The 21,083-nt window shown below is 36.3% G+C and carries 23 protein-coding genes; 8 read left to right on the top strand and 15 right to left on the bottom strand.

Annotation, left to right across the window (positions count from 1 at the left end; all coding sequences use genetic code 11):
* Position 1 precedes the first annotated feature (1 nt).
* On the bottom strand, positions 2 to 403 hold the full coding sequence (mscL, locus tag K332_RS0120570) for a large conductance mechanosensitive channel protein MscL (protein WP_026909170.1): 402 nt from the start codon (positions 401 to 403) through the stop codon (positions 2 to 4).
* Positions 404 to 572: 169 nt separating this feature from the next.
* Positions 573 to 725, bottom strand: coding sequence for a small acid-soluble spore protein P (locus K332_RS0120565; RefSeq protein WP_026909169.1), 153 nt, complete (start codon positions 723 to 725; stop codon positions 573 to 575).
* Between the two features lie 457 nt (positions 726 to 1,182).
* Between K332_RS0120565 and K332_RS0120555 the strand changes: the two genes are divergently transcribed.
* Complete coding sequence (locus K332_RS0120555) at positions 1,183 to 1,734, top strand: hypothetical protein (RefSeq protein ID WP_156914253.1); 552 nt, start codon at positions 1,183 to 1,185, stop codon at positions 1,732 to 1,734.
* A 95-nt stretch (positions 1,735 to 1,829) separates the two neighbouring features.
* Complete coding sequence (locus tag K332_RS24095) at positions 1,830 to 1,988, top strand: hypothetical protein (protein WP_156914252.1); 159 nt, start codon at positions 1,830 to 1,832, stop codon at positions 1,986 to 1,988.
* Between the two features lie 260 nt (positions 1,989 to 2,248).
* Here the strand turns inward: K332_RS24095 and K332_RS0120545 are convergent, their stop codons facing one another.
* On the bottom strand, positions 2,249 to 3,181 hold the full coding sequence (locus K332_RS0120545; protein WP_026909167.1) for a manganese-dependent inorganic pyrophosphatase: 933 nt from the start codon (positions 3,179 to 3,181) through the stop codon (positions 2,249 to 2,251).
* Between the two features lie 166 nt (positions 3,182 to 3,347).
* Here K332_RS0120545 and K332_RS0120540 point away from each other — a divergent pair, with 166 nt between their 5' ends.
* Positions 3,348 to 4,451, top strand: a complete 1,104-nt coding sequence (locus tag K332_RS0120540; RefSeq protein WP_026909166.1) for an NAD(P)/FAD-dependent oxidoreductase — start codon at positions 3,348 to 3,350, stop codon at positions 4,449 to 4,451.
* 212 nt (positions 4,452 to 4,663) lie between these two features.
* Here the strand turns inward: K332_RS0120540 and K332_RS0120530 are convergent, their stop codons facing one another.
* Positions 4,664 to 6,334, bottom strand: a complete 1,671-nt coding sequence (locus K332_RS0120530) for a sensor domain-containing protein (RefSeq protein ID WP_026909165.1) — start codon at positions 6,332 to 6,334, stop codon at positions 4,664 to 4,666.
* Between the two features lie 369 nt (positions 6,335 to 6,703).
* Here K332_RS0120530 and K332_RS23045 point away from each other — a divergent pair, with 369 nt between their 5' ends.
* Positions 6,704 to 8,704, top strand: a complete 2,001-nt coding sequence (locus tag K332_RS23045) for a bifunctional diguanylate cyclase/phosphodiesterase (RefSeq protein ID WP_036689494.1) — start codon at positions 6,704 to 6,706, stop codon at positions 8,702 to 8,704.
* A 10-nt stretch (positions 8,705 to 8,714) separates the two neighbouring features.
* Here K332_RS23045 and K332_RS0120520 read toward each other — a convergent pair whose 3' ends face one another.
* Positions 8,715 to 9,680 carry a cation diffusion facilitator family transporter gene (locus tag K332_RS0120520; protein WP_026909164.1) on the bottom strand — a complete coding sequence of 322 codons (966 nt, stop codon included), beginning with the start codon at positions 9,678 to 9,680 and terminating at the stop codon, positions 8,715 to 8,717.
* 454 nt (positions 9,681 to 10,134) lie between these two features.
* Between K332_RS0120520 and K332_RS0120515 the strand changes: the two genes are divergently transcribed.
* Complete coding sequence (locus K332_RS0120515; protein ID WP_051359565.1) at positions 10,135 to 11,106, top strand: putative glycoside hydrolase; 972 nt, start codon at positions 10,135 to 10,137, stop codon at positions 11,104 to 11,106.
* A gap of 173 nt (positions 11,107 to 11,279) precedes the next feature.
* On the opposite strand, the gene K332_RS0120510 is transcribed toward K332_RS0120515, so the two are convergent.
* Entirely contained in the window at positions 11,280 to 12,176 is an 897-nt protein-coding gene (locus tag K332_RS0120510; RefSeq protein ID WP_026909162.1) for a DMT family transporter, read from the bottom strand.
* 24 nt (positions 12,177 to 12,200) lie between these two features.
* Positions 12,201 to 12,629 (bottom strand): hypothetical protein, encoded by a 429-nt coding sequence (locus K332_RS0120505; RefSeq protein ID WP_156914251.1) that lies wholly within the window; start codon positions 12,627 to 12,629, stop codon positions 12,201 to 12,203.
* A gap of 229 nt (positions 12,630 to 12,858) precedes the next feature.
* Between K332_RS0120505 and K332_RS0120500 the strand changes: the two genes are divergently transcribed.
* The gene (locus K332_RS0120500; protein WP_156914250.1) at positions 12,859 to 13,053 is read left to right on the top strand and encodes a gamma-type small acid-soluble spore protein; all 195 of its coding nucleotides are present in this window, start codon (positions 12,859 to 12,861) and stop codon (positions 13,051 to 13,053) included.
* A gap of 12 nt (positions 13,054 to 13,065) precedes the next feature.
* Entirely contained in the window at positions 13,066 to 13,374 is a 309-nt protein-coding gene (locus K332_RS0120495) for a DUF3892 domain-containing protein (protein ID WP_026909159.1), read from the top strand.
* A gap of 37 nt (positions 13,375 to 13,411) precedes the next feature.
* Here the strand turns inward: K332_RS0120495 and K332_RS0120490 are convergent, their stop codons facing one another.
* Positions 13,412 to 13,963 (bottom strand): hypothetical protein, encoded by a 552-nt coding sequence (locus tag K332_RS0120490; protein WP_026909158.1) that lies wholly within the window; start codon positions 13,961 to 13,963, stop codon positions 13,412 to 13,414.
* A 44-nt stretch (positions 13,964 to 14,007) separates the two neighbouring features.
* Entirely contained in the window at positions 14,008 to 14,469 is a 462-nt protein-coding gene (locus K332_RS0120485; protein WP_084288200.1) for a YkvA family protein, read from the bottom strand.
* A gap of 202 nt (positions 14,470 to 14,671) precedes the next feature.
* Here K332_RS0120485 and K332_RS0120480 point away from each other — a divergent pair, with 202 nt between their 5' ends.
* Positions 14,672 to 14,887 carry a hypothetical protein gene (locus K332_RS0120480; protein ID WP_026909156.1) on the top strand — a complete coding sequence of 72 codons (216 nt, stop codon included), beginning with the start codon at positions 14,672 to 14,674 and terminating at the stop codon, positions 14,885 to 14,887.
* A gap of 106 nt (positions 14,888 to 14,993) precedes the next feature.
* Here the strand turns inward: K332_RS0120480 and K332_RS0120475 are convergent, their stop codons facing one another.
* From K332_RS0120475 to sfsA, 6 genes are all read right to left on the bottom strand, one after another.
* Positions 14,994 to 16,091 (bottom strand): ABC transporter permease, encoded by a 1,098-nt coding sequence (locus K332_RS0120475; protein ID WP_026909155.1) that lies wholly within the window; start codon positions 16,089 to 16,091, stop codon positions 14,994 to 14,996.
* Positions 16,091 to 17,350 (bottom strand): ABC transporter permease, encoded by a 1,260-nt coding sequence (locus tag K332_RS0120470; RefSeq protein WP_026909154.1) that lies wholly within the window; start codon positions 17,348 to 17,350, stop codon positions 16,091 to 16,093. The genes K332_RS0120475 and K332_RS0120470 overlap by 1 nt, the downstream gene beginning before the upstream one ends.
* A 15-nt stretch (positions 17,351 to 17,365) precedes the next feature.
* Positions 17,366 to 18,298 (bottom strand): daunorubicin resistance protein DrrA family ABC transporter ATP-binding protein, encoded by a 933-nt coding sequence (locus tag K332_RS0120465; protein ID WP_026909153.1) that lies wholly within the window; start codon positions 18,296 to 18,298, stop codon positions 17,366 to 17,368.
* Between the two features lie 120 nt (positions 18,299 to 18,418).
* A complete protein-coding gene (locus K332_RS0120460) occupies positions 18,419 to 19,051 on the bottom strand; it encodes a response regulator transcription factor (protein WP_026909152.1) in 633 nt (210 codons plus the stop codon).
* Between the two features lie 11 nt (positions 19,052 to 19,062).
* Positions 19,063 to 20,187 (bottom strand): sensor histidine kinase, encoded by a 1,125-nt coding sequence (locus tag K332_RS0120455; RefSeq protein WP_026909151.1) that lies wholly within the window; start codon positions 20,185 to 20,187, stop codon positions 19,063 to 19,065.
* Positions 20,188 to 20,281: 94 nt separating this feature from the next.
* Positions 20,282 to 20,968 (bottom strand): DNA/RNA nuclease SfsA, encoded by a 687-nt coding sequence (sfsA, locus tag K332_RS0120450; protein ID WP_026909150.1) that lies wholly within the window; start codon positions 20,966 to 20,968, stop codon positions 20,282 to 20,284.
* Positions 20,969 to 21,083 lie beyond the last annotated feature (115 nt).

Raw genomic sequence — 21,083 nt, 5'->3', positions numbered from 1 at the left:
ATTAGCTATTTTTGTTTTGCTCTAATAAAATATCACGGATTTCAGTTAAAAGCCTTTCTTGTGGATCTACCTTTGGTGCTTCCTCTACCTTCTCTTCTTCCTTCTTCTTATACTTTAATTTACCTAGTAATCGGATAAAAATAAAGATAGATAAGGCAATGACAAAAAAGTCAAAAACAGACTGCAAAAAGATACCATATTGAATTTCAACACCACGCACAAGCCATACTTCATTCTTGAAATCTACCCCATTAAATAGAATTCCTACTAATGGTGTGATGATGTTTGCTACAAGTGAATTAACAATTGCACTAAATGCAGTCCCGATGACAACGGCAACAGCTAAATCAAGTACATTTCCTTTCATAGCAAATGCTTTAAATTCGTTCCAAAACTTCCTCATTCGATAAAACCTACCTTACTTTAGTATTATTTTTATAATAGGTGAACATGATAACATAATCAATTAATGTAAAGTATTAGCCCCACTTTAAGGGTCATTTCAAATGGCAATTAGGGTTGAAATAATAATTTAAAATAAAAGACAGCCATATTGACTGTCTTTTCGAATACTACATATCATGATGAGGATTTTGCTTCTGACGAGAATGATTTCTATTCTTCACCTTTTTCGATCCATCTAACCCTTCTCCATACGGCAATTCTGGTCCTGTAGGAAGATTCGGTTGTTTCTGTTGCTTCGGTCCTTTTGGTCTTCCACCCATGTTTACTCCTCCTTTCTAGTTATGTCATTAGTTTTGGGAGGAGTGGTATTTTTATACAGAAAAAAGGTAGTAGTCACCACGAGGATAAACTACTACCTTTTTAGAGGTTTTTTAAAAGATGCACTCTTTTATAATACAGCGGCAAGAACTGCGATTAACAGGATAATCGGAGTAAAGATTAAGAACCAAAAGAATAGTAACACTAATGCTGCAATCATCTATTAACACCTCCCAAAGCCTTTACTGTGAGGCCTCACATTAATAAACTATGTAAAGCTATCATTTAAGTTTGGACGAAATAACCCCTCTATTACAAAATGGTTATTTAAAGTAGGATTGATAACCTATTAAAGTTACTTCTAGTAGGCAAGCATGTATTTTTCCCTTATAAATAGACTCAAGCACTTACAAAAGACAAGCTCATTGCGTACCTATGTAGCGTATAGAAGCAAAGAAGGTGGTGAAGAAATTGAGTAGAACTTCCAAACATCGCAATGCTATCAGCAATTATCCTTCATTAAGAACCATTCATAGTAACACTACAACCTACCCACCATACAATCCAAACTCAGAAATCAATCCAAAAGAAACCAAACAATTATCACAACAAAATACTTTTCTGGAACAACTCGGGATGGAATGGCGACAAAATAATTTGAGCACAGACTCACTTGAAAGAATACAGGGATTTATGAATGCCCTCGAATCCGAAGTGGGTAAAGCTAGAGCAAAAAAATTGATGAGAGGATTTTTAAAATTCATCAAAAAAATACCATTAAAAGAGGTGGTGAATACGATGTCAAAGGATAAAAATATAGGGAATTTACTAAATGAACTATTAGAAAACGGGAAGAGTTCAGATATGCTCCAAAAAATGATGGATAACCCTGAAATGAAAAAAACCGCGATGGATATGATGCAAGAAATGATGAGTGATGAAAAGAAAATGGCGGAAATGACTGAAATGATGTCTAAAATGTTAAAACCAGATAAAGATAGCAAATTATAATCATTTCCTACTAAATTTCATAGAAGTAATGAAATCACACTAGCAACCTCTATCTCCTTTCATAAACTGCTAATAGAAAGGAGGTAGAATTAATTATGTTGAATGACATCCAAAGTAAAATAAACAATTTGAAGCATGCAGCACAAAATCGCTTTAATCAAAACATGAACAACTTACGCGGGCAAATGCAGTCAATGGGCAATCGTTCTGTCGTCCAACAAGTCGTTAATAAAGTGATGAACAAAGTCAAGTAACCACATTGCTTATCTCTCCTTTTCTTTAAAAAAGCTTTGGAGTTCGCTAGCCAAACGATCTCTAAAGCTTTTTGATTGCATAAGGAGACAGCTTTGATTGAATGTTATTAGCACTTTCACGTATACTTTTTTCAACCCCATTTTTCAGCCCATATGTTTAAGACAATCCCCGTCAAATTATTTTCCCCATAGTTCTATGTCCTTAAACTAACAAATAAAAAACACCCCCAGCAGTCGCCAGAGATGTTACTAACAGTATATTATTTTGTGAAAGCATCTGTTAATGCAGTTACGATTTGTTTTTTACGAGATACAACACCTTTTAACAATGCACGGTTATTCGTATCAAGTTCTACACCAAATGCTTCTCCAACTTTGGCACTTCCATTACCACGTGCTAAAACTTCGGAATCATTATTGATAATATCTGTAACAGCGAATAAGAACAGATCTAGTCCTTTTTCGTTAATCGCTTTATCCATTACTTCTTCTAATTCAGCTTGCAACTCATAAACTTTGCTTGCATCAACTGTATTTACTTGAGCAATTTCAACCTTTGCCTCACCCATTGCGAATTCTTTTGCATCCATTGTAATAAGCTCTAATACAGATTTGTCACTTAAGTCGGCACCAGCTTGAAGCATATCTAGTCCATACTTTTCAAGTTCTACACCAGCAATTTCCGCTAGCTCATGTGCAGCGTCAACATCCTCATTAGTACATGTTGGTGACTTCAACAATAGAGAATCGGAAACAATTGCAGATAATAGAAGTCCAGCAATTTCCTTTGTTACCTCTACACCATTTTCTTTATACATTTTATTTAAAATTGTTGCTGTACATCCAACTGGTTCAGCACGGAAGTATAGTGGTTCCTTTGTTTCAAAGTTAGAAACACGGTGATGATCGATTACTTCTACAATACGTACATCTTTAATGTTACTCACACTTTGTTGGAATTCATTATGGTCTACTAAAATAACATCTTTTACTTCAGCAGGAACTTCCTCAATAAGCTGAGGCGCCTCTACTTTGAAATAATCTAAAGCAAACTGTGTCTCCTTATTCACTTCACCAAGTTTTGCTGGCTCAGCAGGTACACCTAATTTATTTTTCAAGTTTGCATATGCAAGTGCGGAACAGATCGTATCTGTATCCGGATTTTTATGGCCGAAAACTAATGTCTTTTCCATCTTCATTTCTCCTTTATATGTAATACATGATTAGACAATGATATCCAACTACAAGATTACCATAAATATTTCGCCGAATGAATAATTTAACAGCTTTATTTTACATTTTCCCTCATAATTCTTATAGTTGTTTTAGAATACTAAATAGAAAAGAAGGACTTTACATATGAAAAGTTATATTATCGTCGGCGCTGGAATATTAGGTGCAACCACAGCATACAAACTCGCGAAAAGCGGAGCAGAGGTTTTAATTATTGATAGAGAGGAAATTGGACAAGCCACAGATGCCGCAGCAGGAGTAATATGTCCATGGCTCTCACAGAGAAGAAACAAGGCTTGGTATCAACTTGCCAAAAGCGGGGCAAGATTCTATCCAGAATTGGTAAGCGAACTAGAACAAGACGGACAAACCAATCATGGATACGCCAAAATAGGTGGACTCAGCCTTCATACAGATGAAAAAAAACTAATTGCCATGAAAGAAAGAGCGTTAAAAAGAAGAGAAGATGCTCCTGAAATTGGCGAAGTAACATTATTAAATACAGTGGAAACAAGAGAACTTGTCCCTTATGTAGAAGAAGGATATTCTGCTGTTCATGTTGGTGGCGCTGCACGACTTGATGGACGTGCATTTCGAAATGCATTGTTGAATGCTGCGAAAAAATACGGGGCAAGATTGATCCTGGGGACAGCTACAGTATCTCAACATGCTAATGGAGTCTATGTTGGCGAAGAACTATATGAAGCTGACCAGATTATCGCAACATGCGGTGCATGGATGAATGAATTTCTTGCACCACTCGGAATCAACTTCCGTTCCACCGGGCAAAAAGGACAAATAATCCACTTAGAAATGCCAAATGCTGATACTAGAAATTGGCCAGTATTAATGCCACCTACAAGTCAATCGATTGTTCCTTTCGAGAATCATATTGTAGTTGGTGCAACACACGAGAATGATACAGGATTTGATCCTAGAGTAACAGCAGGTGGCATTCACGATATTCTCTCGAAAGTAATCGAAGTTCTTCCAGGCTTGGGTGATAGTACTATTCTTGAAGCACGGGTTGGTTTCAGGCCCTTTACTCCAGGATTTCTACCAGTCATTGGCCCCCTACCAGGAAAAGAAGAAATACTCGTAGCAAATGGTCTCGGTGCATCAGGTTTAACTACAGGTCCCTATCTAGGAGCAGAGCTAGCTAAATTAGCACTAGGGGAAGAAATGGAAGTCAATATAGAAGATTACTCAGTAAGTGGAGCAGTGGAATAAGTATTTACTTTAATTACTAGATTTGCTAGTCTAAAAATATATACAAAGCTGGATAATAAAGGGTGGGTTCTATTGAAAGGGAAATATATTGTATTAATTATGGTTGTAGCTACCATACTAGCAATTGCATTTGCATATTACCTGTTAGATGTCTATACATCGTAGAAAAATTAATGGCAGTGGGGAGAGTATATCCTCTCCTCACTGCCATTTTATATTTTAATCGCAAATTGGTTTCCACCAGCATTTTTAGCTTCATATAATGCCTGGTCAGCATTTTTATATAATGACTCAAATGTATTTTCCCTTTCACTCCCTAATAATGAGATTCCAATGCTGGTAGTTGTTATGAACTTCGCATCATCGATTTTCCATGGTTTTTGGACGGCATTAATGATAGACATTGCTATTTCTATTACCTGTTCCTTCGTTTCTACCCCTCGTAATAAGAGAACAAATTCATCTCCTCCAAGTCTAGCTAATGTATCGATACTACGAATTCTTTTTCCGACTCGTAAAGAGAACTCTGCTATTGCTTTATCCCCAATATCGTGACCGAACGTATCATTTATTGACTTAAAGTGATCAAGGTCCATAATAATAATCGCAAATTTCTCTCCTGTACTTTCGAAAGCATCCAAGGCTTGCTTTAATTTTATTTCAAAATACCTACGATTTGGGATTCCTGTTAGCGTATCATGATAAGCAAAATACTTCAGTTTATCCTCATAATTTTTTCTAAGTGAAATATCACGAGATAAGACAACCATCTGCTTAAATGTCTTTTCATGATTGTATACTGGGGATCCTCTTAACTCTGACCAGATCCATCCTAAAGTATGATGCTTTTGTCTAAATTGAGCCACCCAGGCTTTACCACTAGTTATCGATTGCTCAAATGACCCTATTAAATGGGGAATATCTTCCGGATGAACATTGTGATAAAAATCCTTTCCGAGATATTCATACGGTTCCATTTTAAGCACATCCCGGTAAGAGGGAGAAACATAGGTTATCATACCATTTTGATCGAGCATGGTAATTAAATCCCCCGAATTCTCAGCGATGATTTCGAATTTATTTTCACTTTCCGTATATTTATGTTGAATCTTAATTTGCTCGGAAATATCTTTACAAATTGCATAAATCCCAACAGTTTCATCTTTTACTATAATGGGGGTTAATTTAACAATCATCTCAATATGTTTACCATCTTTAGTTTTCATCTGAATACTGAATTCTTCTAGAATTCCATTAATTGCACTATCAAAATACTTTTCTATTTTAGGAACATCTTCAAGCCTGATAATTGATGTGTAATGGATACCAAGTAGATTTACTTGTCTAAAACCCGTAGCTAATTCGAGTGATTGATTCACATCTAGAATTATCCCTTTTTGGTTTATCGCAATAACCGCATCTAAATTATAATCAAAAAGAGATTGATAACGATGTTTTCCCTCAAGTAGCATTTCACGTGCTTTTTCTGTTTCATCTTCAGCAATTCTTCTTTCAGTAATATCCTTTACGACTGCCACAACATGTGTGCATCTATTTTTCTCATCAAAGATTGGGGTCAACACATTTTCACCATATCTAGTTTCACCAAGTGGAGAAGGATAGAGATCTTCAAAAATCACGCAATCCTTTGTAAAAGCTGCCTCTTGATATTTCCAAAATAAGAAATCCGCCTTTTCACCATCAAGAATCTCATGTAAGGTCATTCCAAGAATATCATTTGTTAAGCCAGCAAACTTCTTAACTGCATGATTAATAAAATAATAGATAAAGTTACCATCCGTAGATACTTCCATTATATATACCATGTCTTGAATCCCATTTAACAGGACATTATTTAGAAATTGCTCTTTATGAATGAACATGCTCTCCCACACTCTACTCTTTTGACATAAGTTATGTATATCAACTTCCATTATATAGGTAATTCTAGTTAAAAAATACTAAATTATACCTAGAAAAACAATAGGTCTTTATACCCATTAACCTTTGTTTATTTTTTACGTAAGCCATATATGATACAAAAGTGTAATCCCAATCCTTAATTCACTAAACGATAAATAGATCTATAAATCATGAAATTTACTACACAATTTATACATATTTTGTAATTAATACAATAATTAGACAAAAGACAGAACCTGAAAAAATAATAATTTCTCAATTTTTACTTATTGTGTTACACTACAAAGTAAGAATCGCAAATTCCGACATAATTTGACAGGTGAGTATAGATGACTAAACATGGCTTAAATAAGATTCCACTTCTTATGTGGATAATAGGAACTCTTGTTATAGCAGCTTCCTTTTACATAGAAACCAATATACCACTAGAGACTGAAGGGCTTTATTGGACAGTTAGTATTATACTAGTTGCATTATTTTCCTATTTTGGTGGACTATTTGGTGGTTTAATCTTTTTCATGATTCTCAGTGGGATTTATTTGGTCATGGGTTTAATTTCTACTCCTAATGAACTCTCCACTGATAATTCATTTACACAAGTAATCGGCCTATTCATTTCACTTTCACTCGGCACACTAGGTTCAAGAATTAGAACAAATGAAATGCAATTGAATAAGCTTTTTAAAAATAATGATATATCCTTTTGGACATGGGATATTGAAACAGATGACCATACTTACTCAGAAGGTTATGCGGCTATCTATGGCGTATCAATTGGCACCTTTAGAGATAATCCTGATTTATGGTTAGAAGTTGTTCATCCTGAAGACAAACAGATTATCTTAAATGCACTCGAACAGCAAAAATCCGGAAAGAAAACAACGATTACTTATCGTTTCTTCCATAGCAATGGTGAGATACGATGGATGCAAGATCGTGCAACTCCGTATATGGATAAAAAAGGAGTAGTTACACGGGTTGATGGTGTTATTTTTGATATCACTGAACAAGTTAAAGCAGAACAAAAAATGAATCAATTAATTCATTATGATTCATTAACAGGACTAACCAATCGAAACTGGTTCCAAAATTATTTAGATACTGCATTAATCACAGCTAAAAAATACAGTCGTTCCTTGGCAGTTATGTTCATTGATTTTGATAATTTCAAACGAATTAATGATACACTGGGCCACAGTGCAGGTGACCAATTATTAATTCAAATTGCAGGACGACTAAAATCCATTTTGAGAGAAAGTGATGTCGTTTCGCGCCAAAGTGGAGATGAATTTTTAGTATTAGTTGAAGGTCGTAATTCAGATGAGATTGAGGATCTTGCAAAAGAAATAATCTTAAAAATGAATTCTCCATATAAAATTAATGGAACAGAAATTATTTCTACACCAAGTATAGGTGTCAGCATTAACCTTGACTGGGAAGATGATGCGGAAGCATTAATTAAAAAAGCTGATTTTGCTATGTACCTTGCAAAAGAAAATGGCAAAAACAATTTTCATTTTTATAACGATGAACTGAATCAAAAAATGAAACGGCAAATGATTTTAGAAACTTATTTACATAAAGCCATTGAAAATAACGAATTAAGTGTTCATTACCAACCACAATTTGATATCGCTACTTTTCGAATCACAGGTGCTGAAGTCTTATTACGATGGGAATGTGGCATGGGAAAAATTCCACCAGATGAATTCATCCCGATTGCTGAAGAAACAGGATTAATCATACCTATTGGTGAATGGGTATTACGGCAGGCATGTCGTGACATTAAACGATTTAAGGAAAATGGATTAGATTCCTTTCCTATCTCCGTAAATATTTCGACAAGGCAATTAATGACACCAAACTTTATTGACCGAGTTCAAACGATTCTTAGTGATGAACAAGTTGATTCGAAACTTTTAACACTAGAAATAACAGAAAGTGCATTTCTTTATTATGAAGATGCCAAGGATAATATTCTGGCACTACGTAACTTGGGTGTTGGCGTTTCTCTTGATGACTTTGGTATCGGATATTCATCCTTAAGCATGATACGTAATATTGAAATTGATGAATTAAAAATTGACCGTTCTTTCTTAAATGACTCCTTAATAAATAACCGTGTCCGTTCGTTATTGGAGGCAATCATACAAATCGGAAAAAAAATTAATACCAAAGTGGTCATTGAAGGTATTGAAACAAAAGAACAAATTGAAATGCTTTCCACACATAACTTGTTTGGCCAAGGGTATTATTACAGCAAACCAATACCAATTGATGAATTCGAAGTATGGTGTAAAAACGCATATAAAAAAGCGAAGAGCTTCTAACTCTTCGCTTTTATGTTTTTTCTTGTTTTTCTTTCCAAGTTTTCTTGTCATCGTCCTCAATTATCCCAAGGACTACATCAGCTATATCTGATTCTCTAAGTAACTTATCAGTCAATTGGAACTTTATATCATCTGCCTCTGCTAAGCTTAAACCTTTTATAAGCTCAACTGTCACATCAACATGAAACGTTCTTCCCTCTTGAATTACACGTAACTTAAAAATATCAACAACCGTTTCCTCGACTAAGAGATCGGCAGCAATCTTATTCTCCACATCCGCAGGAGCTGTTACACCAATCAAACCTACCATATTGTCATAACCAACTCGATAGGCTACAAAGAGCATTAAAAGACCAATGAAAATAGAAATAACACCATCTGCTTGGAGTATATCAAAATACTGTGAAAGTACGATTCCAATGATGGCCAGTATGGCACTAGAAGTAGCCACTAAATCCTCGTAGAAAACAAGTCGTGTTGCTGGTGAAGCTTTTTTAGCCCCTTTAAAAGCAGAAGCAAATAGATTTCCTTCGTTTTCTAATTTAGCTTCATGCTTTATTTCCTTCATCGCTTTTACTAATATAAATCCGTCTACAAAAAAGGCTGCAACCAAAATTCCGATATTCAGCCAAAAATTACTTGACTCCTGCGGATGCTGTATTAGATGCCACCCCTCTTTAATCGTCTCATAAGCCATTACTGTAACAACAATAACAGCAATCATGCAAAATATATTTATGACACGCCCAAAACCAGTCGGAAATCGTTTTGACGGCTTCATTTCAGCAAGCACACTACCGAAAAATACAAATGCCTGGTTAATGGAATCAGCAAAGGAATGCATAGCAGAAGCAAACATTGTCCCATTACCACTTACACCTGCAGCAATAATTTTAATAATAGCAAGAAAAAGATTACCAATCGCAGCCACACCTGAAGAAGTATTCCCTTTTTTAACAAGCTGCAAAAATGCCATAAACATTCCCCCAAAGGTTTTATTTGGTTCCCCTATTTTACCCTTATAACGCCATTATCATGTACATGAAAAATCACTCGCATTTGCTAATTTATAACTCGAATCAAAAAATCTAAAAGAGCACAACGTAATAACAAAAGGAGGGATTAAACTGGCAAAAAGAATAATTTCCATCATACTTTTTGTCCTACTTGTAGGATGCACATCAGAACAACAAGCTACACCAGAAATTACAACCCCAAATGATAATCAAACAACGTCCAATACAAAGTTAGACGATCGTATAGATAAAGACACCACCATAGGCAATAGCCCTAAGAGCACAACAGAAAATGTAGAAAACCGTATTAGAAAAATTTCTTCCACAAATGAAACAACTAGGAACACGAAATCATTAGAAAACACACCAGAAATTCCCATACCAAAAGACTCTGAAAAGCCAGAGAAAGTGGATGTGAAAGGTATTTACCTTAATCGAACTTCCATAACCGAGGAAAATGTTCAAAAATACATTGACCTCATAAAGAACACAAACCTCAATGCAGCAGTTATCGATGTGAAGGATGACTATGGCAAACTCACATACGATTCCAATATCGAACTTGCCAATCAAATAGGTTCAGACGCAGGTCCAGCAACGAAGGATTTAAATAAATTAATTCAACAGTTTAAAGATGCTGGTATTTATACCATTGCACGTATTGTCGTTTTTAAAGACCCCTATTTGGCAGACAAAAAAAATGACTATGCCATCAAAAGAAAAAACGGCGCGGTTTGGCTGGACGCTGCCGGCACAAAATGGGTTGACCCTTACAAAGAGGAGGTCTGGGGATATATCACTTCCATTGCCCAGGAAGCTAGTGACAGTGGATTCGATGAAATTCAATATGACTATATTCGATTCCCTGAAAGAGCGAAACAAGTTGACCAAGAAGTAACTTTTGATAACCCAAAAAATCTCACTAAGGCAGACAACATATTAGCCTTCCTAAAATATTCAGAAAACCATTTACGTAACTATCCAGTATATGTCTCAGCAGATGTATTTGGCCTAGTTACAACCGCATCAGACGACATGGGAATCGGCCAAGTTTGGGAAAACATCTCACCACATGTAGACTACATTTCACCAATGACCTACCCATCACATTATGCACCTGGTTCATATGGTGTTCCAAACCCAGACCGCGCTCCATACGAAATAATGAATCGAGCTATGAAAGATGCAAAAGACCGTAACGGCAAACTTGAAGAAAAAGGGGAAGACGTAGCTAGCATTCGCCCATGGGTACAAGACTTTGACTATTTAAGTGCTTATTCTGCAGATGATATACGAAAACAAATTCAGGCTTTAAACGACCAAGGTATTTCACAATATTTGATTTGGAATGCAGGTAATGTTTATACCGTAGAAGCCTATAAGTAATTGAAAAAACCGCTGAATGATCAGCGGTGTACATAAAAGTTTTTTGCATTACTTCTTCTATATTTTCAGAAACAATTGAGTTGCCTTACCATTATTTTTTACTGCATTTTGTCCTCTTAAAAAATGATCTGACTCATTAGACTCCAATCATAACTTTTTTACATTACTTTCATCTAAATAACTTTCTTAATACCCCTCTTCCAACTCTTAACCGAAATCTCACTCAACAATGTGCCCCCCAATATCAACGCTCCACCGAGCATCTGCACAGCAGTCATATTTTCATTTAAGAAAAGTGTAGCAAACACAACTGCTGAAATAGGATCAATATAACTTAGCACAGCAATCGTTTGAGCCTTTAACTTTTTCATGGAGGAGAAATATAAAAGATAGGCAATTCCAGTATGTACAATTCCAAAAATAGCAATCAATAGTACTGAAGTCATGTCAATTCCTGAATAATCCATCTCCTGGGTCATTAAAACATAGGGAAACATGACAATCGTTGCAATTGAAAGCTGCATAATTGTCGTTTGAAAACCCGACAAATTCCGGATAAATTTATTAATCAGAATGACACTTGCATAAAGTCCTGCAGCCAACAAACCATAGCCAATACCTACTGGATGATTATAATTGCCACTTATTTCTACCACACCTGGTTGGATAACTAAAAACAATCCCACAAACCCAAATAAAATACTAATCGCTTTTTTCGTTGTCCATTTTTCTTTTAACAAAAATGGCGCTAACACCATAACAAATATTGGTGCGAAATAGTAACTAAGTGTGGAGTTTGGAATGGTTGTGAAACGATAGGCTTCAAATAGAAAAATCCAATTAAACCCCATTGCTGAACCAGAAAGGATAAGTAAGATTACATTCCGTTTTGAGATTAACTTTACATTCACCTTTTGCTTAATAAATATACTTGCACCAATTAAAAATACACTTCCAATTGCCCCGCGAAAAAGCGCTATCTCACTCGAGGACAAATTAATATTTTTCACAAATAATCCAAGGCTTCCAAAAATAAGCATAACTAAAACAAACGTAGCTTTTGCCCTCATACTAACTCTCCCCTACTTTCGTAATTATATAAACTGCGCAGTAACAAGTTCCTTATTATCTTGATCAGGGTACATGTTCTCCTGAGTCGGGCACATGCTCTCATTTGATGGGCTCATGTTTCCTTGAGTCGGGCTCATGTTCTGGTTGACAGGGATCATGTTCTCCTGAGTCGGGCGCATGTTCTCGTTTGATGGGCTCATGTTTTCTTGAGTCGGGCTCATGTTCTGGTTGACAGGGCTCATGTTTTCCTGAGTCGGGCGCATGCTCTCGTTTGATGGGCTCATGTTTTCTTGAGTCGGGCGCATGTTCTGGTTTGATGGGCTCATGTTTTCTTGAATCGGGCGCATGTTCTGGTTGACTGGGCTCATGTTTTCCTGAATCGGGCACATGCTCTCGTTTGATGGGCTCATGTTTTCTTGAGTCGGGCACATGCTCTCATTTGATGGACTCATGTTTTCTCGAGTCGGGCACATGCTCTAGTTGACAGGGATCATGTTTTCTTGAGTCGGGCACATGCTCTCATTTGATGGGCTCATGTTTCCTTGAGTCGGGCACATGTTCTGGTTGACAGGGCTCTGGTTACGTCACATAGTTCCATCAACTACGAAATTTAAAGCAACTACAGCTTTTCATATTAAAGACTAATATAGCACAAAATAACCTATCGAAAGGAGAATTAACATGGAAAATAATCGTAATTTAACTGTAGCTGGTACTGATATTGAAGAAATAAAACGTAAAAATGCTGAATCGGGGCTTTCTTATAACGAGGTAAAGGCAATGCTTGCGCAAACCGGTGGGCATGGTACGAAGAAATATAGTGATACAGATCCAGAAGAAATAAAAAAACAAATACATCAGGATATTTCACAATAAGGAGGTTCAATCATGCCTGAAAAAGATTTTGAACAAATTTATAATGAATATAGAACTCAACATGAACAGCAACCAGATGCGAAAGGAAATATTGCAGATGGGAAAGACCAGATTGTAGCAGTTCGAAAAAATGATGACGGTGATCTTATTGCATTTAAAACTAATTCAGGTAAAGAACTTGATTACATCACCGCACTTGACGAAGCAAAGGCTGGAAAACTTGCCCATGTGGATGTTTTTCATAAATATGGGCGTGATATCATACGTAGTGAACCAGATGGGATTACGGAGAATAACCTAGGTAATCTACCCGAATTTTAATAAGCAGCCTCTGAAAAAAAAGAGGCTGCTCATCTATTTAGATGTTCTTCCAAACTTTTGCATATTTCTTTTGATATTTCTCGTCCGTCTCTTCAGCGATAAGACCTAGAGCAATTTCCTTCATCCGTTCCTCGTTCCGTTCATCATACAAATTTCTTAATCCTTGAATGATATCGAAACGAATTAACGTAAAATTCTTTTCATCCGAACAGTTCTTAAATCGGTTAACAAGATGTTTTAAAAGTATCTCTTTCTGCTCTTCCCCTGCAAGACCAACCTGCCAAATAGCTTGCAATGTATGACGTGCAGTAACAAACTTTTTATCGTATGTGACATTCCAGATAGCCTCAAAATCGGATAGGATTCGTTTTTCCGGATCACTTTTTGCTAATCCGCATAAAAATTGTGCTGCTCTAGAACGCTCATGGTTATTATGATGTGTAAGATTCTCTACTAATTCATCCCACACCTCATACGCCCAGTCTACTTTATGAGTAATCAAATTCATAATGTTTTGAAATGCTTCGTATTGCTCCTCTTTACTTTCCGAATATAATTTTTCAAAATTTACTTTAAAACCATGTTCCACCAATTACCATCCTTCCTATACAAAAAGTAGCCCCTATGATAAGGCTACCCCTCTAACTTCGCATCGATATCCGAGGTATCTACTTCTTTTCCAAACCACTTCTCTAGCTTTTCTCTTGCTTTCGCTTTTACTTCATCATCAACATGAACCGCCACTTGTATTAATGCAGCAGTCAATATTCCTAAATCATCAATAAAGCCTGCACCAAAAGCAACATCCGGTATTAAGTCAATAGGCAAGATAAAGTAACCAAGTGCTCCCAAAATTGTAGCCTTCACCTTTACCGGAATTTCAGGTTTTTGCAATGTGTAATATAAAATCAGTACTACATAGACCACTGATGATCCAGCCTTCTTTGCAAACTTACTTATCTTATTCCAAAGTTTATCATCGGAATAGTGCTTACCATGTTTTTGTATTTCTTGTTCATCTATAGCTTCAGCTTTTTGTTTTACTGTTTCAATTTCTTCTTGATTTATTTTTTTCTTCTTGAACTTTTCAAACATTATATCGCCTCATCAGTCCAGATTTTTATTACTTGTCTTAGTTAAATGATAATCCTTTCTACTTCATGAGTAAAGAGTTGTTTGTCAAATTTTGCTTCGACAAGATTTGCTAAATCACCTAGTATTTTGAGGACATTCAATTATAAAATAAACAAAGAGGTGATAAGAATGGAGCAGGAGACCATGTTTAAGGAAATCATGAATGCTTTTAAACTACTCGGAACAAAGCAACAAAAAGTTTGTAGAAATGGAAGAAAAGTTTGAAAAACGTTTTGATCAAATCGATAAACAGTTCGACAAATTAGATACAAAGGTCGATGGAATTCGCATGGACGTAACAGACACTCAAAAAACGATCAACTTTTTACTACGCAAGGTTGCTGATCACGATGAAAAACTTCTAGAACTTTCCCAATAGCAAAAGTAATTCCCCAAGTTGCAAATACCAGTAATAGAAAAATACCTTCATCCAAATTACTGGAGTGAAGGTATTTTTTAAGACGGATTCACGCTCATTAGAAAACTTACTTCCTACGCTCCACCATATTAATCCCTATTCCCATAGCCAATACTCCAATCAGCATCATAAATGCTATCGGTAGTAAGATGTCATTCCACCCTGCATTAAATAAAGCTACGTCGATCATTGCTTCCACACCATGTGAAAGCGGAAATATATCTCCGATGAATTGCAGAATGGGACTCGTGATGGTTCCTGGCAGCATATAGACACCACTGACAACCGGTATAATTGGAATGATGGACGGATAAACCATATAAAACTGTTCCGGTGTTTTTACAACTCCTGTAATTAACATAGCTACACTTACCATACTAAGGGCGAAGAATGCAGCAATTGTCAATATCATTGCAAGATTTCCCAAATCATATCCAATGATATAGTTAAAAATGAGAAATACCAAACTTATTTGAATAAATCCAACACAAAAGCTATAAAGCAAATGTCCAACATACATCTTCGTTTTACTTACAGGAGAAAGAATTAACCGATTCCATACTCCGCTTACTTTATCAGCTGTAATTCCATTTACTTTAAAACCAATGGTGAACATTGCTACAAACAGGGTAAAAGCAAATAATAACTGCATTCCCATGTCATAATTTGAAATATCCCCGCCATTTAGAGACTGGGTTTGAACTTTTATCGGGGGACTATCCATATATTCTTCCACTTCATTTCTTAAGTCAATTGTATCTATGTCCCCCGCAACTGCAGCTAAATGTGCCTCTTCTGTAAATACCTGTAGAACATGTTGTTCAATCAGATGTACTATTGGCATTTCAGACGCTGTAACTAACCGATAGTCATTCTCCATCACTCGAAGGGCTACATCACTCTTTCCTTCCTTGACCTGTTCACGTGCTTTCTCTTCATCCATCACAACAAATTCAAAAGAATCATGATTATTTAATAATTGTACCCATTTTTCTTCAACTTTCACATCTCCTGTTTCTGAACTAAATACAGGAACGGTAGTTCGCCCCATTGAATCCACATTACCAAATATTAATGTTGCTATAATACTTAAACCGATAAATAAGAGAACAAGATATGGTTTGCGTTTATCCTTCATCCATTGTGCCATAAAAACTGGGTTCATTAGTTACGCCCCCTTGTTGGAAAAATAGACATACCTATTGCAAGGCAGACTATAAAAAATCCGATTAGAACAATAATTGGTATGATCAAATCACTTGGGTTGGTAAATTGTATCCACTCTAAAAGGACTGTCTGTGTTAAACCATTTGGTGTCCATTCCCCAATTTTTTGTAGTACCGCAGGAAGACTTTGAATAGGAGCAAAACTTCCTCCAAGTACTGCCATCCCCATAATAATAGCGGTAAAAATTCCACTAATTGCATTTTCATCCCTTAGATTTAAAGAGATACTTGTAAATAAGGCAGATAAACCCGCTATCGATAATGCAAATAAAGTAAAAATGATCAAAATTCCCAGCCAAAATTGCATTGACTTATCTGGAAATATATCAAACAGTAATTGACTCACCGTAAACGTTAAGGTAATTTGCAATAAAGAGAGACAAAATGTCGCAAATGTTTTTCCTATTAAAAATTGCAAAGGGTGACTGTCCGCCAAAATAATCCGATTAAAGACACGTTCTCTCTTTTCGGTGACTGTTTTCATTGCAACAGTCTGTGCGATGAATAAAGAAAAAAGTGCACTCATTGCAATCGTTATATATTGAGAAAAACTATACATTTCCACCCCTTCCATTATCTCACTTCCCCCTTGAGGTAGTAGCTGTTCCAAGCTATCAGTCCCAGCAGAAGTTCCAAGAGCAAATTGCAAATTAACCGAGTCTACAAAATTATTCACCATATTTTGAAGGGTAGTTAACTCTGTTGATTGTTCATCCGCATGGATAGTCAACCCAACATCCGCTTCCTCATCAAAGATGATCGAAGAAAGGACTTCATAAGTAAACCCTTCTGGAATTTTTACGAAAGCGTCTAACTCTCCTTCCTCAACTAGTTTGATTGCTTCCGTCTCACTGATATTTTGCGTGTGAAGCCAATCTTGTAGTTCAGGATTATTGAAAAAGTCACGAACCGTCTTACTTGGATCAAGCATCTGAGCTTGCTTTAGAGCTGCTTCTTGTTCCACCTGAGATATATTCAGCTGATTTAAGGCTTCTTCAAATTGTTCCATTCCAATTGAGGAATTATCTTCTTCAACTATGCCAACATGAATGTTAATGGAGTCTTCATCACTATTAAACAAACCTGATAAAGCTATGTTTAATACTGCAATAAGTACAATCGGAAGTAATAGTGAAAGCAGGACTTCTTTTCGGTCTCTCCAAAAAACGAGTAAATCTTTTTTTATAAATGAGCCCATACGATTACCTCCTCATTAATCTCTCAATGTTTTTCCTGTCAAATGAAGGAAGACATCTTCTAGACTTGGTACTTCCATTTGGAAATGGATAATTTGAATCCCTTCTTTTTCCGCTGCATGTACAAGGTCAGATAGGATATTACTTCCCTTTTTCGAAATAATACGAATTCCTTGTGTTGTTTCATCTACGCGGCGGACGTGCTCGATTGCTTTAATCGTGTTTAGTAATGAATCGCTTTTTTTACTAAGTTGAATTTGAATCGTATCTTCCGTCGATAATATACTTAATAATTCTGTTTTAGTCCCTGAAGCAACTACTCTGCCATGATCCATAATGTACACCCGATTACATAACTGCTCCACTTCCTTCATATAATGACTCGTATACAGTATGGTGGTACCATGCATTTCATTTAATTTTCGAACCGTTTCTAAAATATGATTTCGTGATTGTGGATCTATTCCAACGGTTGGTTCATCCAATATGAGAATCTTTGGTTTATGCAATAAAGCTGCTGCAATGTTTACTCGTCTTTTCATACCACCCGAGAAGGTCTTTACAAGCTCCTTTTGACGATCCTTCAGACCAACCATCTCTAATACTTCCTGAATCCGATTTTCTAACACTTCTTTTGCCACATGATAAATTTTCCCGAAAAACTTCAGATTCTCATAGGCTGATAATTCTTCATATAAGGCAATTTCTTGTGGGACTACCCCTAGTACTTTTCGAATTTCTGAAGGATTTTTGATAATACTTTTTCCATCCAACTTAACATCACCGGAAGTTGGCTTCATTAATGAAGAGATCATCGAAATTGTTGTCGATTTCCCTGCTCCATTTGGTCCAAGTAAGCCAACCGATTCTCCTGCATGTAAATAAAGTTCTATTTCCTCTACTGCTTTTTTTTCTTTAAATGTTTTACTAAGCTTAACAGTTTCGAGCATGATAGGAACACTCCTTATATTCTGATTGGATAATCTAATATTACTGTACAAAAAAAGAAACAACGTCACCACTATCTCCAGTCACGATGTTTCTTAATAACCATTACTTCTATCATTTATTTACACTAAATTATGGTGAATGGCATAGATGGCAAGCTGTGTTCGATCCCTTAACATGAGTTTATTTAAAATTTGACTTGTATTATTTTTCACAGTTCCAATAGAAATTGCCAGTCGTTCGGCAATTTCACCATTACTTAACCCTTCACCAATGCATTTTAAAATATCTCTCTCCCTAGGGGTTAGAGTCGGATCAGGCTCCTTTGTTGTTTCCTGTTTCAAAAGGAGTGGCATAACTTTTGCAGCCACCTGATCCTCAATCGAAAGACCACCTGTTAATGCACTACGAATAGACCGTAACAAGGATTCGGTATCTCCAGTTTTTAAAACATACCCACTCACACCAATTTTTAATGATTCCAAAACATATTGATTATCATCAAACGTCGTTAAGATTAATATTTTTGTATTGGACCAGCGAGAGGCAATGACCTTTGCCGCCTCAATTCCATCCATAACAGGCATACGTATATCAAGGATGACAATATCAAAAGACTGTTTTTCACAAAAGTCGATTGCTTCTTTTCCATTATTCGCTTCTCCAGTGACCTTCATCACTTCATCTGACTCAATCATCTTTTTTAATCCTTGTCTTACCATCACTTGATCTTCTGCCAGTAATATTCGTATCATACGCAACCCACCTATTCCAATTTTAGATACCCACGAACAATAAACTGTTCTTCCGTTTGAAAAACTTCCAAACCACCACCAAATCGTTCTAACCGCTCTCGCATGGAGGTGAGCCCAAATCCTTCTTGATACGGGTGGTGTTCACTAATGGGGTTACTAATTTCAAAGCGAAAAATACTTCCACCCGGTGCTTCAAACATGATTTCCGCTTCCCTAACCGTGCTATGCTTCATTGTATTCGTAAGTGCCTCCTGAACGGAACGATAAATGACAAATGCTTGCTCTCCTGTTAATGGAGCTGTGAAAGCCCCGTGTTTAACGGAAAAGTGAATTCGCATATAGCTTTCCATTTCCAATTTGCGTATTAATCGTAATACACCTGGGAGTCCTCCCGTTTCATTTGTCTTCAATGATTTCACCGCACGTCTCGTCTCTTCAAGACTCATACTTGCAAGCTCCTTCAATGATTGTACATGCTCTTTATCCTTTTCAGATACTTCAAGACGAAACGCCTCCAACTGCATGAGTAAAGCGGTTAGTTTATGCCCAACTGAATCATGAATTTCATGAGCAATCAACATCCGTTCCTCTTGCCTAGTAATTTCATCCTCAGAAACCCTTCTTCGTTTTAAACTACGATATTCACTAATCAGTGCATCATATCGGGCTTCTAAATCATCGGAATGCTCCTTCGTCTTTTTATAAAATATCATTGCTGCTACCAATAAAATCCAATACAGAAAGATAAAAATCTGTATATAAAGTAATAGTTCACTGGTGAAAGTAGTCACCATGATAGCAATGAAACTAAAGCCTCCTAAGATGAAGCTATGCCTTAGGTGCAAGTAGTAAAAACCTTCTGCTAAAACGAGTGACAAGATAAGGATAAGGTATGGATTAAACGACACATCAGAAATAGGATATATCATGAGAACTGTAATGACTGTATTTATTCCTAATAAAGTTAATAAATAATTATGATTATGTTTAACTAAGGGAGTGATGAAAAATACAATAAAATATAATGCTGTTCCAAATAGTTTCCATATCATTTCCCCATTAGATTGATCAAAATAAAGCAATGCAAACAACCAAACAATTACATTAAACAAAAGCCACAACCAATAAGATTTCACCTTATCACTACCTTCCTAGAGCCATGGGGACTTATCTTTCCTTGGGACGAGTAACCACAGTCCCAGGTTCCTCGGCACTTTTTCGCCCCTACTATCACAACAAGACGGTAACTGACCTGTTCAAATTCAGCTCATCCTCCTTAACAATCGAATCATAAGCCAATATCTGTACATCTTGTTGCGAAGCTTCATTTAGTGCATTAGCAAATTCCTCATCCATTGCCATATTGGGAGTAAAAGCTTGGCAGCCTTGCATTTGCACCACAAACAAAATAGTAGTCATATATCCCTCACGCTTTGCTTCCACCAATTCCTTTATATGCTTCGTCCCTCTTACAGTAGGAGCATCCGGAAACATCGCTAAACCATTTACTTCTAAAGTAACTCCTTTGATCTCGATAAATCCTTTCATGCCTTGCTTTTCATAAAAAAGGTCAAATCGTGAATCACCATAGGTCACTTCTCTTTTCAAACTATCCACATGTCCTATCTCCGGTATTCCCCCAGCTTTTATTGCTTCATAAGCCACAACATTTGGTGCTTGTGAGTCTATATTTACTATACGATTTTCCTTCATAACTGCGACAAGGGAAAATCTAGTCTTTCTATTAGGATTATTACTTAATTCGAGATACACCTCGGCATTTGGTACTAGCAATTCTCTCAATCGACCCGTATTCCTTATATGTACTTTTTCCATCACACCATTGATAAGAACTTCTGCGATGAATCGATTTACTTTTCTGTGCAGTATACCTTGTACCATTTTGCCATACTTCATGGTTTCACATCCGTTCACTATTCCTTCAATCAAACCGCTAAACTTATCTATGTTATGATTATTGTAGCAAATTTGGTTATAATTGGTACACTCTACGACAACTTTCTATTTGATT

This window comes from Paucisalibacillus globulus DSM 18846, assembly GCF_000482485.1.
Taxonomy (GTDB): Bacteria; Bacillota; Bacilli; order Bacillales; family Amphibacillaceae; genus Ornithinibacillus; species Ornithinibacillus globulus.
This window is presented reverse-complemented; position numbering and strand designations above follow the sequence as displayed.

What these genes read in the sequence shown, in the direction of transcription:
- K332_RS0120470 (WP_026909154.1), bottom strand. Translation starts at nt 17,350, where the DNA reads ATGGGCTCATTTATAAAAAAAGATTTACTCGTTTTTTGGAGAGACCGA.
- K332_RS0120460 (WP_026909152.1), bottom strand. Translation starts at nt 19,051, where the DNA reads ATGATACGAATATTACTGGCAGAAGATCAAGTGATGGTAAGACAAGGA.
- K332_RS24095 (WP_156914252.1), top strand. Translation starts at nt 1,830, where the DNA reads ATGTTGAATGACATCCAAAGTAAAATAAACAATTTGAAGCATGCAGCA.
- K332_RS0120565 (WP_026909169.1), bottom strand. Translation starts at nt 725, where the DNA reads ATGGGTGGAAGACCAAAAGGACCGAAGCAACAGAAACAACCGAATCTT.
- K332_RS0120500 (WP_156914250.1), top strand. Translation starts at nt 12,859, where the DNA reads ATGGAAAATAATCGTAATTTAACTGTAGCTGGTACTGATATTGAAGAA.
- K332_RS0120530 (WP_026909165.1), bottom strand. Translation starts at nt 6,334, where the DNA reads ATGTTCATTCATAAAGAGCAATTTCTAAATAATGTCCTGTTAAATGGG.
- K332_RS0120480 (WP_026909156.1), top strand. Translation starts at nt 14,672, where the DNA reads ATGCTTTTAAACTACTCGGAACAAAGCAACAAAAAGTTTGTAGAAATG.
- K332_RS0120485 (WP_084288200.1), bottom strand. Translation starts at nt 14,469, where the DNA reads ATGTTTGAAAAGTTCAAGAAGAAAAAAATAAATCAAGAAGAAATTGAA.
- K332_RS0120545 (WP_026909167.1), bottom strand. Translation starts at nt 3,181, where the DNA reads ATGGAAAAGACATTAGTTTTCGGCCATAAAAATCCGGATACAGATACG.
- K332_RS0120475 (WP_026909155.1), bottom strand. Translation starts at nt 16,091, where the DNA reads ATGAACCCAGTTTTTATGGCACAATGGATGAAGGATAAACGCAAACCA.
- K332_RS0120510 (WP_026909162.1), bottom strand. Translation starts at nt 12,176, where the DNA reads ATGAGGGCAAAAGCTACGTTTGTTTTAGTTATGCTTATTTTTGGAAGC.
- sfsA (WP_026909150.1), bottom strand. Translation starts at nt 20,968, where the DNA reads ATGAAGTATGGCAAAATGGTACAAGGTATACTGCACAGAAAAGTAAAT.
- mscL (WP_026909170.1), bottom strand. Translation starts at nt 403, where the DNA reads ATGAGGAAGTTTTGGAACGAATTTAAAGCATTTGCTATGAAAGGAAAT.
- K332_RS0120505 (WP_156914251.1), bottom strand. Translation starts at nt 12,629, where the DNA reads ATGAGTCCATCAAATGAGAGCATGTGCCCGACTCAAGAAAACATGAGC.
- K332_RS0120495 (WP_026909159.1), top strand. Translation starts at nt 13,066, where the DNA reads ATGCCTGAAAAAGATTTTGAACAAATTTATAATGAATATAGAACTCAA.
- K332_RS0120520 (WP_026909164.1), bottom strand. Translation starts at nt 9,680, where the DNA reads ATGGCATTTTTGCAGCTTGTTAAAAAAGGGAATACTTCTTCAGGTGTG.
- K332_RS0120540 (WP_026909166.1), top strand. Translation starts at nt 3,348, where the DNA reads ATGAAAAGTTATATTATCGTCGGCGCTGGAATATTAGGTGCAACCACA.
- K332_RS0120465 (WP_026909153.1), bottom strand. Translation starts at nt 18,298, where the DNA reads ATGCTCGAAACTGTTAAGCTTAGTAAAACATTTAAAGAAAAAAAAGCA.
- K332_RS23045 (WP_036689494.1), top strand. Translation starts at nt 6,704, where the DNA reads ATGACTAAACATGGCTTAAATAAGATTCCACTTCTTATGTGGATAATA.